Below are 12,802 nucleotides of genomic sequence, written 5' to 3' on the forward strand. Positions count from 1 at the left end.
CCTCAGGGCGCGACCGGCGGATGCAGCCGCGTGTCGAGGGCGAAGCGTTCCTGGCTGCGCAGGGCGTAGCCCCCCGCGGCCCGGGCGGCGGTGAAGACCAGGTTCCAGCTGCGGCTGGAGGTGGCGCTGGGAAAGACCACAAACGGGTGCGCTGCCAGGAGCGCATCGCCGAAGGCGCGCTGGCCGGCGCTGGGCTGGCCAGGACGCGCCCAGGCCGGATTGGGCAGGTCGTCAGGCAGGACGACATGGACAGTCGCCGGGTCGTTGATTGTCATCGAACCGAGAACATGCGGAACGGTGTCGAGCGCTTCGAAACCCTTGTGGACAGCGACCTCGAGGACAGCGATAGCCGGATCGAGACTTGTATAGACGGCTCGCACGCCGGGGCTGTTCCAACGCCCGCCGGAACGAAAGGCGCCTTCGCCGCTGTCCCAGGTCGCGGCGAACTGGGCCTGGTCCAAACGCCAGGCGACCAGCCGGTCTTCGGTCCCCAGGCGGGCCGCCAGGACAGCAGGCAGCGGCGTCACACGTAGACGCCGTACGCCATCTGCGTGAGATAGGTCTCGACCAGTTCCACGCCGGCCGGCGTGGCGAGGAGGTCGATGGGCCGACGCCGGTTCAGGCCGATCGCCGGCCGTTCCAGCCAGGACTCGGCCTCGGCCTGCGAGCCGAACACCGCCGTGGCCTGGGCCAGGATCTCGGCGAATTTCCAGGTGCGGCCGCTCTGCTCCGGGCTCAATGGCCTGTCCGGCTCGTCCTTGCGGCGTTGCCAGGTCCGCAGGCTCATGCCGACCGCCTTGTCGAGGGAATCGGTCAGGTTGAGGTGGGACAGGCTGTCGACCAGATGGCCCAGCGCGCCGGACGGCAGGCCATCGGTGATGAGATCGTGGGCGTCGAGCGCCGTGACCACCTTCCGGCCAAGGACAGGTCCGCCACCCAGCAGGCCGACCGCATCGACGGCAGACATGGCCGCGCCCAGCGTCGCGGCCGCTTCGGCGAAGCCGCCGCCGACGGCGAACTCCGGCGAGGATTCATAGCGCCCCACTTTGGCGGGCGGCTTGCGGGATACGGCTTTCACAGTCTTGACGGACATGGGCGGCCCCTCGCGTCACCTGTCGCAAAAAATACGACATGTGACGCGAGAGTCAAGATGTCAGGTCATCCGCGACGCGACGCGCGCGGCGGCTGAGCCAGGCGGCCCGCCGCAAGCTCAGCCCTCTGTTCACCCCGCCGGGGCGATCTCGATCTCGTGGTGTTGGCCGGCCGCCGCGGCGACGGGGTCCATCCACATCATTTCCCAGACGTGGCCGTCGGGGTCCTGGAAGCTGTCGCCGTACATGAAGCCGTAGTCCTGGGGCGGCATCCAGTCGGACCCGCCGGCCGCCAGGGCCTTGGCCTTCAGGCTCTCGACCTCGGCCCGGCTCTCGCAGGACAGGCAGGTCAGGACCTCCTTGTTGGCCGAGTTGTCGGCGATGTCGCCCTTGATGAAATCCTTGAAGCGGCTGTGCTCCAGCAGCATGGCGAAGATGTTGTCGGCGAAGACGACGCAGGCGGTGTTCTCGCTGCAGAACTGCTCGTTGATGGAAAAGCCAAGCGCCTCGAAGAAGGCGCGGCTGGCCTTCACGTTCTTCACCGGCAGGTTCACGAAGATCATACGCATGGGGGGAAGCTCCTCTCGCTGTCGATCCTAGGACGGACAGCGATGAGGAGTCCCGACAGGGGGCGTGAACTTTTTTCTCAGCCCGCCGCCGAGGCCACCAGCCGGGCGTAGAAGGTGGTCATGCGGGCCAGGTTCTCGAGCGTCATGTGCTCGTTGGTGCCGTGGATCATGGCGAAGGTGTCGAGGTTCGCGAGCAACGGCTGGTAGCGGTAGATGTCGCTGGCGATGGGGGTCATGTAGCGGCTGTCGGTGCCGGCCGTGACCAGGCCGGGCGCGACCGGCAGCTTGCCGCCGTCCGAGGCCAGGGCGGCGATGACCTTCCAGCCCTCCGAAGAGGTCGAGCTGACCGGCGAGGGGTTGATGACGGCGCCGGCCCATTTGAACCGCAGGTCGAGGCCCTTGGTGGCGGCCTTGGCGGCGTTCATGACGTCGTCCGTCGTCTGGCCGGGGGCGATGCGGTAGTTGATCCAGGCGGTGGCGTCCTGCGGCAGGACGTTCTCCTTGGGGCTGCCCTTGAGCATGGTCGGGGCGATGGTGGTGTGCAGCAGGGCGGCGCCGGCCGGGGTGGCGGCGACCTTGTCCTTCAGCATCGGGCCGAACAGCCACTGGTTGGCGATGGCCATGCGGGTGACGAAGGAGCCCTGCGCCGACAGGGTGGCGATCATCTGGGCGCCGGGGCCGTCGAGCCGCAGGGGGAAGGCGTTGTCGGTGATGGCGGTGATCGCCTTGGCCAGCGTGCCGACGCCGGTCTCCTTGGACGGGGCGGAGCTGTGGCCGCCCTTGGCCGGGGCGGTGACGACGAGGGTGGCGTAGCCCTTCTCGGCGATGCCGATGATGGCGGCCGGCTTGCCGGTGATCGGGTGGTCGTTGATGGCGGCCGAGCCTTCGTCGAGGACCCATTCGGCCCGGACGCCGCGGGATTTCAGCAGGGCGGCGGCGGCCTGGGCGCCCGTACCGCCGGCCTCCTCGTCCTGGCCGCTGACGACGATGACGGTGCGTTTGGGCTTGAAGCCGGATTTGGCCAGGGCGTCGAGGCCCTCGAACAGGGCGACCAGGCTGCCCTTGTCGTCGATCGAGCCGCGGCCCCAGACGGCGCCCTCGGCGATCTCGCCGGCGAAGGGGTCGTGCTTCCAGTCCTTCTCGGTGCCGGGGGTGATCGGCACGACGTCCTGGTGGGCCATCAGGACGATGGGCTTGAGGGCCGGATCGCTGCCGGTCCAGGTGTAGACCAGCGCCCTGTTGGGCAGGATTTCGCGGGTCATGGCGGCGTGGGCGGCGGGGTAGGTGGTGGCCAGCCAGGCGTGGAGCCTGTCCCACTCGGCCCACTGGTTGTCGGCCTTGTCCTGGTTGGAGATAGTGCGGATCTGCACCGCCTGCGACAGATGCTGGGCGGCCAGGGCCTGGTCGATGGGGGGCGCGGCGGCCAGCTTGACGGCGCTGATGTCGACCGAGGCCGGCGGCTTGAAGGTCAGGGTGCGCACCACCACCACGGCGACCAGCACCAGAAACGCGAACGCCGCCACGAGGACGACCCGACCCACAAGCTTCATGACGCCCTCCCCGGCGCTTTGGTGTCGCCAGACTAGGCAGGGACAGCGGGAGAGTCACGCCGGCCCCGCGCTTGTGATGCCGCCCGCCTTGACTCGCCCTGCCCGGTCGATCAGGAACGTCCCTGTCTCGCGGGAGACGTCGGGATTCTTACACCCGAGGCCGAAGGCGCAACCGCCCCGGAAACGCTCAGGCAAACGGACCGCGCGGCACGAGGAACGCTGGAAAGAACCGCCGCAAGCGGTTCGCCGAAGGAGCAAGGCGGGTCAGGTGACCGGCTGAAATCTCTCAGGCGCAAGGGACAGCGGGGGCGACCATCCGACCGGTGCAAACCGGGCGTGGACGCATCGACCCTGAGAGCCCGCCCCATGACCTCCACGACGACTGACGACGCAGACCTCAAGAAAACCCCGCTCTACGACGCCCACGTCGCCGCCGGCGCCCGCATGGTGCCGTTCGCCGGCTACCTGATGCCGGTGCAGTACGCCGACGGGGTGCTGAAGGAGCATCTGTGGACGCGGGAGCACGCCGGGCTGTTCGACGTCAGCCACATGGGCCAGGCGAGGCTGCGCGGGGTCTCGCCGCTGTCGGCCTTCGAGGAGGTGACGCCGAGCGACTTCATCGGCCTGCAACCGGGCAAGCAGCGCTATAGCCTGCTGCTCAACAAGAAGGGCGGCATCGTCGATGACCTGATGGCCTCGCGGCCCGATGACGACGGGCTGTTCGTCATCGTCAACGGCGCCTGCAAGGACGGCGACTTCAAGTTCATCGACAACGAACTGGCCGGCCAGGTGAAGATCGAGCGGCTGGAAGACCGGGCGCTGCTGGCCCTGCAGGGGCCGGAAGCGGTCTCCGTGATGGCGCAGCATGCCCCGGACGCCCTGACCCTGGTGTTCTCCGAGGCGCGGGCGATGACCGCCTTTGGCCTGCCGGCCTTTGTCTCGCGGTCGGGCTACACCGGCGAGGATGGCTACGAGATCTCCATTCCCGGCGAAAGCGCCGAGGCGGTCTGGGAGACCCTGCTGGCCGACCCGAGGGTCAAGCCGATCGGCCTGGGCGCCCGCGACAGCCTGCGCCTGGAAGCCGGCCTGCCGCTCTACGGCCACGACATCGACGAGACCACCAGCCCCATCGAGGCGGACCTCGCCTTCGCGGTCAGCAAGAAGCGCCGCGACGCCCAGGACTTCCCCGGCGCGGCGCGGATCGCCAGGGAGCTGGCCGAGGGCCCGCCGCGCATTCGCGTGGGCCTGAAGATTCTCGAAGGCCCGCCGGCCCGCGAGGGCGCGGAGATCGCCGACGGGACCGGGGCGGTCATCGGCAAGGTGACCAGCGGCGGCTTCGCCCCGAGCCTGGGCCATCCCATCGCCATGGGCTTCGTGCCGCCGGCCCAGGCCGCCGTGGGGACCCGGCTCAATGTCATCGTCCGGGGACGGGCGGGCGCGGCCGAGGTCGTGGCCATGCCGTTCGTTCCCAAACGCTACGTTCGCAAGCTCTAGGAGAGACCGATGCGCTTCACCAAGGATCACGAATGGGTCGTCGTCGAGGACGGCGTCGCCACCGTCGGCATCACCGCCTATGCCGCCGAGCAGCTGGGCGATGTGGTGTTCGTCGAGACCCCTGAGGTCGGCAAGACCGTCAAGCAGGGCGAGGGCTTCGCCGTCGTCGAGAGCGTCAAGGCGGCGTCGGACGTCTACGCCCCGGTGTCGGGCGAGGTGATCGAGGCCAACAGCGAACTGGGCGACGCGCCGGAAACGGTCAACGCCGCGCCGGAACACGGCGGCTGGTTCGCCAAGGTCAAGCTGAGCAACCCGGCTGAGGTCGACGCCCTGATGGATCGCGGCGCCTACGAAGACTACCTGGGGACGCTGTAAGCCATGGCCTTCGAGATCTTCCTGCATCCGACCACGGCGACGGGAGGTCCGAAGGCTTTCAACGCGGGCGTCTCCCGCGCCCTGACCGCCATCGACGCCCAGCATTCGGCGGCGGCCGAGACGGTCCGCCTCAGCGACCGCACCCAGGTCCACCTGTTCCTCGACGGCAATGACGACATCGGCCTCATGACCACCGAGACCATGACCCCTGCCGTCGCCGCCGCCCTCTGGCGGATCGCCGGCGAGACCAGTTCGATGGTCGGGTTCGGCGGCCAGTTCTACGCCCTGTCGGCGGCCGCCCAGCCGCCGGCCACCCTGGCGCTCGGCTTTCCCGGCGCCCAGGTGGTGCAGCACCCTGAGGACCTCGAGGCCCTGCTGGCCCAGGACTTCGAGGACTGGCAGGCCGACGAGGCCACCGAGGTGCTGCGCAAGGAGGCGGTCGCCAAGGCCGTCAACGACCGCCGCTCGGTGGCCCTGAAAGCCCGCAAGCCGCTGCCCGACCTGGTCAGCGCCCCCTCCCACTCCCTTCTGCGGCGTCTGTCGGACGCCCTTTTCGGCAAGGCTCTCTGATCGATGCGCTATCTTCCCCTGACCCCTGACGACCGGCGTCAGATGCTGAGCGCCATCGGCGCCGGCAGCGTCGACGAACTGTTCGTCGATGTGCCCAAGTCGGCCGTGCTGGACGGCCCCGTCGACCTGCCCGGGTTCGCCGGCGAGCTGGAGGTCGAGCGGGAGCTCGGGGCCTTGGCCGCGAGGAATGTGGCGGCGGGGTCCGTGCCCTTCTTCTGTGGCGCGGGGGCCTATCGGCACCATGTGCCGGCATCCGTGGACCACATCATCCAGCGGTCGGAGTTCCTGACCAGCTACACGCCCTACCAGCCGGAAATCGCCCAGGGCACTCTGCAGGTATTGTTCGAGTTCCAGACCCAGGTGGCGGCCCTGACCGGCATGGATGTGGCCAACGCCAGCCTCTACGACGGCTCCACGGCGGCCGGCGAGGCGGTGATGATGGCCTCGCGGGTGACGCGCCGCAGCAAGGCCATCCTGTCGGGCGGCCTGCATCCCCATTACGTCCAGACGGTCGAGACCCTGGCCCATGCGGCCGGCGTCGCCACCGAGCGGCTGGCCGCGGCGGTCGACGCCGAGGACGCGGTGATCGCCGCCATCGACGGCGACACCGCCTGCGTCGTGGTGCAGACGCCCAACGTCTTCGGCACCGCCACGGACGTGACGAAGATCGCGGCGGCGGCGCAGGCGGCCGGGGCGCTGATGATCGTGGTGACGACCGAGGCCATCTCGTTCGGCCTCTTGAAATCACCCGGCGAGATGGGGGCCGACATCGCTGTCGCCGAGGGGCAGTCGATCGGCAACGCCCTGAACTTCGGTGGGCCCTACGTCGGGCTGTTCGCCTGCAAGGAAAAGCTGGTCCGCCAGGCCCCCGGGCGCCTCTGCGGCGAGACGGTGGACGCCGACGGGCGGCGCGGCTTCGTGCTGACCCTGTCGACCCGCGAGCAGCATATCCGCCGCGACAAGGCGACCAGCAACATCTGCACCAACAGCGGCCTCTGCGCCCTGGCCTTCACCATCCATATGTCGCTGCTGGGCGAGGTGGGGCTGCGCAAACTGGCGCTGCTCAATCACCAGCAGGCGCTGAAGACGAAGATCGCGCTGAGCGGCGTGAAGGGGGTGGAGGTGCTGACGCCCCGCTTCTTCAACGAGTTCGCGGTCAAGCTCAGCAAGCCGGCGGCCGAGGTCGTCGAGGCCCTGGCCAGGCGCGGCGTGCTGGCCGGCGTGCCCTTCAGCCGGCTGGACCCGCATGCGGGCCTGGACGATGTGCTGCTGGTCTGCGCCACCGAGACCGTCACCGACGGCGACATCGAAACCTTCAGATCCGAACTGGCCGAGGTGCTGGCATGAGCATGAACAGCGTTGGACGCCCGACCACCCCGCAGGCCGAGACGGCCGCCGGCGGTTTCACCTCCCTGACCGGCGGCCGCGGCCTGCTGCAGGACGAGGCCCTGATCTTCGAGATGGACGGCTGGGCGAAGACTGGCGTGGATATCCCAGAAGCCTCGATTTCCGCCGATGAGCTGGGCGACCTGGTGCGCGTTGAGCCGATCGGCCTGCCCGGCCTGTCGGAGCCCGAGACCCTGCGCCACTACGTGCGGCTGTCGCAGAAGAACCACGCCATCGACCTGGCCCTCTACCCGCTGGGCAGCTGCACGATGAAGCACAACCCGCGCCTCAACGAGAAGGTGGCGCGGCTGGCCGGGTTCGCCGACATCCACCCGCTGCAGCCGCAGTCGACGGTGCCCGGCGCCCTGGAGCTGATGGACCGGCTGGCCCACTGGCTGAAGACCCTGACCGGCATGCCGGCGGTGGCCCTGACCCCCAAGGCCGGGGCCAACGGCGAGCTGTGCGGCATCCTGGCCATCCAGGCGGCGCACAAGGCGCGCGGCGACGAGGCCCGCAAGGTGGTGCTGGTCCCGACCAGCGCCCACGGCACCAACCCGGCCACGGCGGCCTTCGTCGGCTATTCTGTGCGAGAGATCGCCCAGACCGATGACGGGCGGGTGGATCTGGCCGACCTGGAGGCCAAGCTCGGGCCGGACGTGGCGGCCATCATGGTCACCAATCCCAACACCTGCGGCCTGTTCGAGCGCGACATCATCGAGATCGCCCGGCTGACCCACGCGGCCGGGGCCTATTTCTACTGCGACGGGGCCAACTTCAACGCCATCGTCGGCCGGGTGCGGCCGGGCGACCTGGGCGTCGACGCCATGCACATTAACCTGCACAAGACCTTCTCCACGCCGCACGGCGGCGGCGGGCCGGGCGCGGGTCCGGTGGTGCTGAGCGAGGCCCTGGCGGCCTATGCCCCAACACCCTGGCTGACGCATGGTCCGGACGGGCTGGTGCTGCAGGAGGAAGCCGTGGCGGAAGCGGCCGGCGCCTTTGGGCGGATGAGCGCGTTCCACGGGCAGATGGGCATGTATGTGCGCGCCTACGCCTATATGCGCAGCCATGGTTCGGACGGCCTGAAACAGGTGGCCGAGGACGCGGTGCTGAACGCCAACTACATCAAGGCGCGGCTCTCCGACCTGATGAGCCCGGCCTTCCCCGATGGACCCTGCATGCACGAGGCGCTGTTCGACGACGCCTGGCTGGAGGGGACGGGGATCACCACCCTCGACTTCGCCAAGGCGATGATCGACGAGGGCTTCCACCCGATGACCATGTACTTCCCGCTGGTCGTCCACGGGGCCATGCTGATCGAGCCGACCGAGACGGAGTCCAAGCAGGAGCTGGACCGCTTCATCGGGGCGCTGCGGGCGTTGGCGGGGGCGGCTAAGGCGGGCGACGCGGACCGCTTCAAAGGGGCGCCGCATCTGGCCCCCATGCGACGGCTGGACGAGACCCTGGCGGCGCGGAAGCCGAAGCTGCGCTGGCGGCCGGAAGCCCCGGCGGCGCTGGCGGCGGAGTAGCGCTTCTCTTAGTGGGTTCGCCTCTGGTCTCCCTTCTCCCCTCGCGGGAGAAGGTGGGCCCGAAGGGCTCGGATGAGGGGGCTCACCGGCCTCCGACACAGCCTGTCGTCAACCGCCTCATCGCAGCTGAAAGATCCGGGAGCCCCCTCATCCGGCGCTTCGCGCCACCTTCTCCCGCGAGGGGAGAAGGGCGCCCAGAGGCGAACTCACCGGGCTTCGGCGAGGGTCGAACCATCACTTCCGGCGTTACAATCGGTTACATCGAATTCTGTCTTCGAATTCACATTATCCATAACCGCCCGGCCCGAAACGTCAGATTCCTTGCCCTGTATAGCTTTCAGGGCTGCAAGGGCCGTCCGTGCGCAGATTTTCTAAGTAACCCTTTGGATTAAACCTTCGTCATAGGGCGGCCAGGCGCCTTTCCTTCATCCCATTCAGCGCCATATGGCAGGGTGAGGCTGAAGAACCGGATCGTCCGGGACGGCCCTGCAAGACCGCTCCGATGACCGCCCTCAGCTTCGCCCCGCCCGAACGTCGCAGACGCCCTCAAGCGTCGGACTTCGTGCGCCGGCTGAACAAGGCGGCCGGCATGACCCTGGGCTTCCTGGTCATCGTCCTGGGCATCCTGGTCGCGCCGCTGCCGGGCCCCGGCGGGGTGCCGATCATCACGCTGGGCCTGATCCTGGTGCTGCGCGCCAGCTACGGCGCCAAGCGCCTGTTCATCAAGGCGCACCGCCGCTGGCCGCGCGCCCTGTCGCCGATCCGCCGGCTGCTGCGGCGCAACCCGCCCTTCCTGCAGATCTTCTGGCAGTCGCTGCTGCGGCTGGAGCGGTTCGTCACCGGCCGCCACGGGGCCTTCGCCGGCCTGCGCCGGCGGCTGAAGCCCCGCCGCGCCCGCTGGGCCGCTTAGCGGCCCGCTTCCCGGGCCTCGCGGATCGCGCGGCCGGCCAGGAAGGCGAAGACATCCGTATTGAGGGTCTCGGTCGACAGGCCCAGGTCCGTGGTCACCTTGGTGACCACGGCCAGGGCCGCCTGGGCCCCGGTGTCCTGATCCTTCATGATGGCCAGGCCGAAGGTGGTCATGGCGTCCCGGTCGGCCTGGGGCATGGCCCTCCAGCGCTTGTCGAGCGCGCCCACGGCGACGTTGTCGCGCTCGTGCAGCATCATGTCCGCGCCCTTCTCAATGAGGACGGCGCCGATGATCTCACCGGCCGTGTAGTCCTCCGCCGCCGTGAAGTTGCAGGCCTTGCGCAGGGTCAGGGTCAGGGCGTCGTCGACATTGATCTCCTGCAGGGAGGCCAGGCCCTTGGCCCGGTAGTTGTCGAGCATGGTCGTGCGCTGGGCGGCCGGGATGGCCTTCCACAGGCAGTCGCCGGTAGGGATGGCGGCCAGGGCCGGAGCGGCGATGGTGGTGAAGGCCAGGGCGGTCAGCGCCAGGGCGAGGCGGCGTAAGGGGGTCATGAGCGCGGTCCTCCGCAACAGGGGAACGGCCGGAGAGCGCCCAACAAAAAGGCCCCCCGACCAGGGTCGGAGGGCACTTTGAGCCAAAAACGGCGCCGCATGCCACCCTCGAAAGGGGGCCACCCTCGAAAAGGCGTCTATTGCAGGCGGTTGGCCAGCTGAGCGATCGCCGCGTCGACGCTGGGGTCGGTCTTGGCGGCCGCGATGCGGGCGACCAGCAGGCGCTCGGCCGTCTGGGTGGCCAGGTCGGCGGCGGCGGCTTTCACCTCCGCGGCGGCCTGAGCCTCGGCCGAGGCGATCTTGCGCTCGGCCAGGGCGGCGCGGCGGGCGATGGTCTCTTCCAGCCTGGCCTGGGCGTCGACCGCCATGCGGGCGGCGTCGGCCTCGGCGGCGGCCAGCATGCCGGCGGCCTGCTTCTCGGCGTCTTCCCGCTGGCCGCGGATCTCGGCCAGCAGGGCTTCGGCCTCGGCGCGCAGGCGGGCGGCTTCATCGAGGTCGGCCTGGATGGTGGCCGACTTCTCGTCGAGGGCGCCGGCAATCTTCTTGAAACCGCCGACGAAGACGACGATGCCGAGGAAGACGATCAGGCCCCAGCCGACCCAGTTTTCCGGGCTGCCGAGGAAGGCGAGGACAGACGGAGGCATCAGCGGGCCCCTTCCTTGACGGCGGCCAGGGCCGCGCTGAGGTCGGCGGCCTTGGGCGCGGCGCCGGTCAGCTTCTCGACAATGGCCGAGGCCGTGTCGGAAGCGATGGTCGCCACATGGGCCATGGCCGCGTCGCGCGAGGCCCGGATACGGGTCTCGGCTTCCGCCATCTTATCAGCCAGCTTGGCGTCCTCGGCGGCCTGACGGGCCTGGGCCTCGGCCGAAGCCTTGGCGCGGGCGTCGGTGGCCAGCTTGTGCGACTTGGCGCGGGCTTCGGCCAGATCCGCCTGGGCCTGGGCGGCCTGGGCGTTGGCTTCTTCCTGCACCTTGCGCGCCTGGTCGAGAGCGCTGGCGATGGTGTTGGTCCGCTCGTCGAGCACCCGGCGCAGACGCGGGGTGAAGACCCTGGACATCAGCACATAGAGGATGACGAACAGGATCAGCAGCCAGGCGATCTGACCCGCCCAGTGCTGGAACTCGAACTGAGGCAGACCCGCGCTGCCGTGTTCGGCCGCGGTGGTCGCGTGAGTGTCGCCCGCCCCCGTGCTGGTGCTTGGGGCGGCGTGCGGATCAGGGCTGGCCATACCGGTCTTTTCCAGACCGGCGCGCCGCATCAGCGACACGCCGGGCTTGTGGAAGGTCTTAGGCGGAGAAGATCAGGATGCCGAGCACGAAGGCCAGGATGCCCAGGGCTTCGGCCAGGGCGGCGCCGACGAACAGGTTGCCGATCTGGCTGGCGGCGGCCGACGGATTGCGCAGGGCGCCCGTCAGGAAGCTGCCGAAGATGTTGCCCACGCCGATGCCGGCGCCGATCATGCCGAGGGTCGCGAGGCCCGCGCCGATGTACTTGTAGGTCGTCGGTTCCATGACAGTTTTAGTCCTAGTGAGTTGGTTAGAGATGGTTCGGTTTGGGCCGCTTTTAGTGGCCGTGACCGAGATTGACCACATCGTTCAGATAGATGGTGGTCAGAACGGCGAAGACGAAAGCCTGCAGGAAGGCCACGAGGAACTCCAGCGCGGTCAGGGCGGTGACCATGCCGAAGGACAGCGGGCCGACCAGGACACCCAGCCAGCCGATGCCGCCGATGGCGGCGGCGCCGACGAAGCCGGCGAACACCTTCAGGGCGACGTGGCCGCCCATCATGTTGCCGAACAGACGCAGGGTGAGGGTCAGGGGACGCAGCAGGAAGGAGGCGAACTCGATCGGGATGATGACCGGCAGCAGCGGCCACGGCACGCCGCCGGGCACGAACAGCTTGAAGAAGCCCAGGCCATGCTTGCCGAAGCCGACGATCAGCACCAGGGCGATGGTCACCACGCCGAAGGTGGCGGTCACGGCGATCTGCGAGGTCGCCGTGAACATGTGGAAGACGCCGGGGACGTTCACCAGGCCCAGGAAGTTCATCGCCAGGATGAACATGAAGATGGTGAAGACGAACGGCATGAACTTGCGGCCTTCATGGCCGATGATCGAGGTCGTCAGATTGTCGATGAGGCCGAACATCTGCTCGCCGACGCCCTGCAGGCGGCCGGGAACGACTTTGGCGTTGGCGGTGACCAGCGACATGAAGGCGACGATGGCGACAAAGGCCAGGGTCATCGCCAGGTGCGAGTTGGTGAAGGCCAGATCGACCGTGCCGATGCCCGGCAGGGTGACGTCGGGAAGGTCGACGATCTTCTCGATCTTGAACTGGTGCAACGGATCGGCCACGGGCCTCTCGCTCCTTAATCTTCGTCTTCGTCGTCGGCGATGGTGGGAAGCGGGGTGTCGCCCTGCTCCGCCTTCGCCATGGCCATCAACCGGTTGGCCGTGCGCCGCGCCATATAGAGCGACAGCGCAAACCCGCCGAGGACCCCGCCGATCATGCCCCAGGGCTTGGTCGGCAGGAACTGGTCGATGACCGCCCCGATGGCCAGACCGATGAGCACGCCGCCCAGCAGTTCAGCCAGAATTCGCCAAGCCTGGCTGGTCGCCGCCTCGCCAGCCGCGTGCGACGCGGGCTTGGCGGTGCGCGCCTGGAGTGCGGCGGCCCGTTCGTCGAGGCGCTTCAGCGCCTCTTCGCGGTTTTCGTCGGCCCTAGGCATGGGAGCGGTCAGCTCTGCAAACGGCCTGGAAGAACACCCTCCGGGCCC

Annotated in this window: 16 protein-coding genes and 1 riboswitch; of the genes, 6 read left to right on the forward strand and 10 right to left on the reverse strand. The window is 68.9% G+C overall.

The annotated features are described in order from the left end of the window. Positions 1-2 precede the first annotated feature (2 nt). From AC1RSK_RS20070 to AC1RSK_RS20085, 4 genes are all read right to left on the reverse strand, one after another. Positions 3-527, reverse strand: a complete 525-nt coding sequence (locus AC1RSK_RS20070) for an RES family NAD+ phosphorylase (RefSeq protein WP_492909457.1) — start codon at positions 525-527, stop codon at positions 3-5. After that, on the reverse strand, positions 524-1,093 hold the full coding sequence (locus AC1RSK_RS20075) for an Xre family toxin-antitoxin system antitoxin (protein ID WP_492909458.1): 570 nt from the start codon (positions 1,091-1,093) through the stop codon (positions 524-526). The genes AC1RSK_RS20070 and AC1RSK_RS20075 overlap by 4 nt, the downstream gene beginning before the upstream one ends. 129 nt (positions 1,094-1,222) lie before the next feature. Beyond that, positions 1,223-1,660, reverse strand: a complete 438-nt coding sequence (locus AC1RSK_RS20080; RefSeq protein WP_492909459.1) for a VOC family protein — start codon at positions 1,658-1,660, stop codon at positions 1,223-1,225. Positions 1,661-1,737: 77 nt separating this feature from the next. Next, positions 1,738-3,210 carry a M20 family peptidase gene (locus AC1RSK_RS20085; protein WP_492909460.1) on the reverse strand — a complete coding sequence of 491 codons (1,473 nt, stop codon included), beginning with the start codon at positions 3,208-3,210 and terminating at the stop codon, positions 1,738-1,740. Between the two features lie 120 nt (positions 3,211-3,330). Further along, positions 3,331-3,423, forward strand: a riboswitch (glycine riboswitch). Between the two features lie 153 nt (positions 3,424-3,576). Between AC1RSK_RS20085 and gcvT the strand changes: the two genes are divergently transcribed. From gcvT to AC1RSK_RS20115, 6 genes are all read left to right on the forward strand, one after another. Continuing rightward, a complete protein-coding gene (gene gcvT, locus AC1RSK_RS20090) occupies positions 3,577-4,704 on the forward strand; it encodes a glycine cleavage system aminomethyltransferase GcvT (RefSeq protein WP_492909461.1) in 1,128 nt (375 codons plus the stop codon). 9 nt (positions 4,705-4,713) lie between these two features. Continuing rightward, the gene (gcvH, locus tag AC1RSK_RS20095; RefSeq protein ID WP_492909462.1) at positions 4,714-5,079 is read left to right on the forward strand and encodes a glycine cleavage system protein GcvH; all 366 of its coding nucleotides are present in this window, start codon (positions 4,714-4,716) and stop codon (positions 5,077-5,079) included. A gap of 3 nt (positions 5,080-5,082) precedes the next feature. Next, the gene (locus tag AC1RSK_RS20100; RefSeq protein ID WP_492909463.1) at positions 5,083-5,649 is read left to right on the forward strand and encodes a hypothetical protein; all 567 of its coding nucleotides are present in this window, start codon (positions 5,083-5,085) and stop codon (positions 5,647-5,649) included. A 3-nt stretch (positions 5,650-5,652) separates the two neighbouring features. Continuing rightward, a complete protein-coding gene (gene gcvPA / locus AC1RSK_RS20105) occupies positions 5,653-6,996 on the forward strand; it encodes an aminomethyl-transferring glycine dehydrogenase subunit GcvPA (protein ID WP_492909464.1) in 1,344 nt (447 codons plus the stop codon). Next, positions 6,993-8,564, forward strand: coding sequence for an aminomethyl-transferring glycine dehydrogenase subunit GcvPB (gene gcvPB / locus AC1RSK_RS20110; RefSeq protein ID WP_492909465.1), 1,572 nt, complete (start codon positions 6,993-6,995; stop codon positions 8,562-8,564). Before gcvPA ends, gcvPB begins: the two co-directional genes overlap by 4 nt. Positions 8,565-9,066: 502 nt before the next feature. Then, positions 9,067-9,474 carry a hypothetical protein gene (locus AC1RSK_RS20115; protein ID WP_492909466.1) on the forward strand — a complete coding sequence of 136 codons (408 nt, stop codon included), beginning with the start codon at positions 9,067-9,069 and terminating at the stop codon, positions 9,472-9,474. Here AC1RSK_RS20115 and AC1RSK_RS20120 read toward each other — a convergent pair. From AC1RSK_RS20120 to AC1RSK_RS20145, 6 genes are all read right to left on the reverse strand, one after another. Then, complete coding sequence (locus AC1RSK_RS20120; RefSeq protein ID WP_492909467.1) at positions 9,471-10,025, reverse strand: hypothetical protein; 555 nt, start codon at positions 10,023-10,025, stop codon at positions 9,471-9,473. The two genes, AC1RSK_RS20115 and AC1RSK_RS20120, sit on opposite strands and share 4 nt — an antisense overlap. 137 nt (positions 10,026-10,162) lie before the next feature. Further along, a complete protein-coding gene (locus AC1RSK_RS20125) occupies positions 10,163-10,669 on the reverse strand; it encodes a F0F1 ATP synthase subunit B (protein ID WP_492909468.1) in 507 nt (168 codons plus the stop codon). After that, a complete protein-coding gene (locus AC1RSK_RS20130; RefSeq protein WP_492909469.1) occupies positions 10,669-11,253 on the reverse strand; it encodes a F0F1 ATP synthase subunit B family protein in 585 nt (194 codons plus the stop codon). The genes AC1RSK_RS20125 and AC1RSK_RS20130 overlap by 1 nt, the downstream gene beginning before the upstream one ends. A gap of 58 nt (positions 11,254-11,311) precedes the next feature. Next, positions 11,312-11,536: a F0F1 ATP synthase subunit C gene (locus AC1RSK_RS20135; RefSeq protein WP_492909470.1), complete on the reverse strand. Its 225-nt coding sequence runs from the start codon at positions 11,534-11,536 to the stop codon at positions 11,312-11,314. A gap of 52 nt (positions 11,537-11,588) precedes the next feature. Then, positions 11,589-12,380 (reverse strand): F0F1 ATP synthase subunit A, encoded by a 792-nt coding sequence (locus AC1RSK_RS20140; RefSeq protein WP_492909471.1) that lies wholly within the window; start codon positions 12,378-12,380, stop codon positions 11,589-11,591. 14 nt (positions 12,381-12,394) lie between these two features. After that, positions 12,395-12,754, reverse strand: coding sequence for an AtpZ/AtpI family protein (locus tag AC1RSK_RS20145; RefSeq protein WP_492909472.1), 360 nt, complete (start codon positions 12,752-12,754; stop codon positions 12,395-12,397). Positions 12,755-12,802 lie beyond the last annotated feature (48 nt).

The organism is Caulobacter sp. GW821-FHT11A05, from assembly GCF_058809015.1.

What these genes read in the sequence shown, in the direction of transcription:
- AC1RSK_RS20125 (WP_492909468.1), bottom strand. Translation starts at nt 10,669, where the DNA reads ATGCCTCCGTCTGTCCTCGCCTTCCTCGGCAGCCCGGAAAACTGGGTC.
- AC1RSK_RS20080 (WP_492909459.1), bottom strand. Translation starts at nt 1,660, where the DNA reads ATGCGTATGATCTTCGTGAACCTGCCGGTGAAGAACGTGAAGGCCAGC.
- AC1RSK_RS20075 (WP_492909458.1), bottom strand. Translation starts at nt 1,093, where the DNA reads ATGTCCGTCAAGACTGTGAAAGCCGTATCCCGCAAGCCGCCCGCCAAA.
- AC1RSK_RS20085 (WP_492909460.1), bottom strand. Translation starts at nt 3,210, where the DNA reads ATGAAGCTTGTGGGTCGGGTCGTCCTCGTGGCGGCGTTCGCGTTTCTG.
- AC1RSK_RS20120 (WP_492909467.1), bottom strand. Translation starts at nt 10,025, where the DNA reads ATGACCCCCTTACGCCGCCTCGCCCTGGCGCTGACCGCCCTGGCCTTC.
- AC1RSK_RS20100 (WP_492909463.1), top strand. Translation starts at nt 5,083, where the DNA reads ATGGCCTTCGAGATCTTCCTGCATCCGACCACGGCGACGGGAGGTCCG.
- gcvH (WP_492909462.1), top strand. Translation starts at nt 4,714, where the DNA reads ATGCGCTTCACCAAGGATCACGAATGGGTCGTCGTCGAGGACGGCGTC.
- AC1RSK_RS20145 (WP_492909472.1), bottom strand. Translation starts at nt 12,754, where the DNA reads ATGCCTAGGGCCGACGAAAACCGCGAAGAGGCGCTGAAGCGCCTCGAC.
- AC1RSK_RS20135 (WP_492909470.1), bottom strand. Translation starts at nt 11,536, where the DNA reads ATGGAACCGACGACCTACAAGTACATCGGCGCGGGCCTCGCGACCCTC.
- gcvPA (WP_492909464.1), top strand. Translation starts at nt 5,653, where the DNA reads ATGCGCTATCTTCCCCTGACCCCTGACGACCGGCGTCAGATGCTGAGC.
- gcvT (WP_492909461.1), top strand. Translation starts at nt 3,577, where the DNA reads ATGACCTCCACGACGACTGACGACGCAGACCTCAAGAAAACCCCGCTC.
- gcvPB (WP_492909465.1), top strand. Translation starts at nt 6,993, where the DNA reads ATGAGCATGAACAGCGTTGGACGCCCGACCACCCCGCAGGCCGAGACG.
- AC1RSK_RS20130 (WP_492909469.1), bottom strand. Translation starts at nt 11,253, where the DNA reads ATGGCCAGCCCTGATCCGCACGCCGCCCCAAGCACCAGCACGGGGGCG.
- AC1RSK_RS20115 (WP_492909466.1), top strand. Translation starts at nt 9,067, where the DNA reads ATGACCGCCCTCAGCTTCGCCCCGCCCGAACGTCGCAGACGCCCTCAA.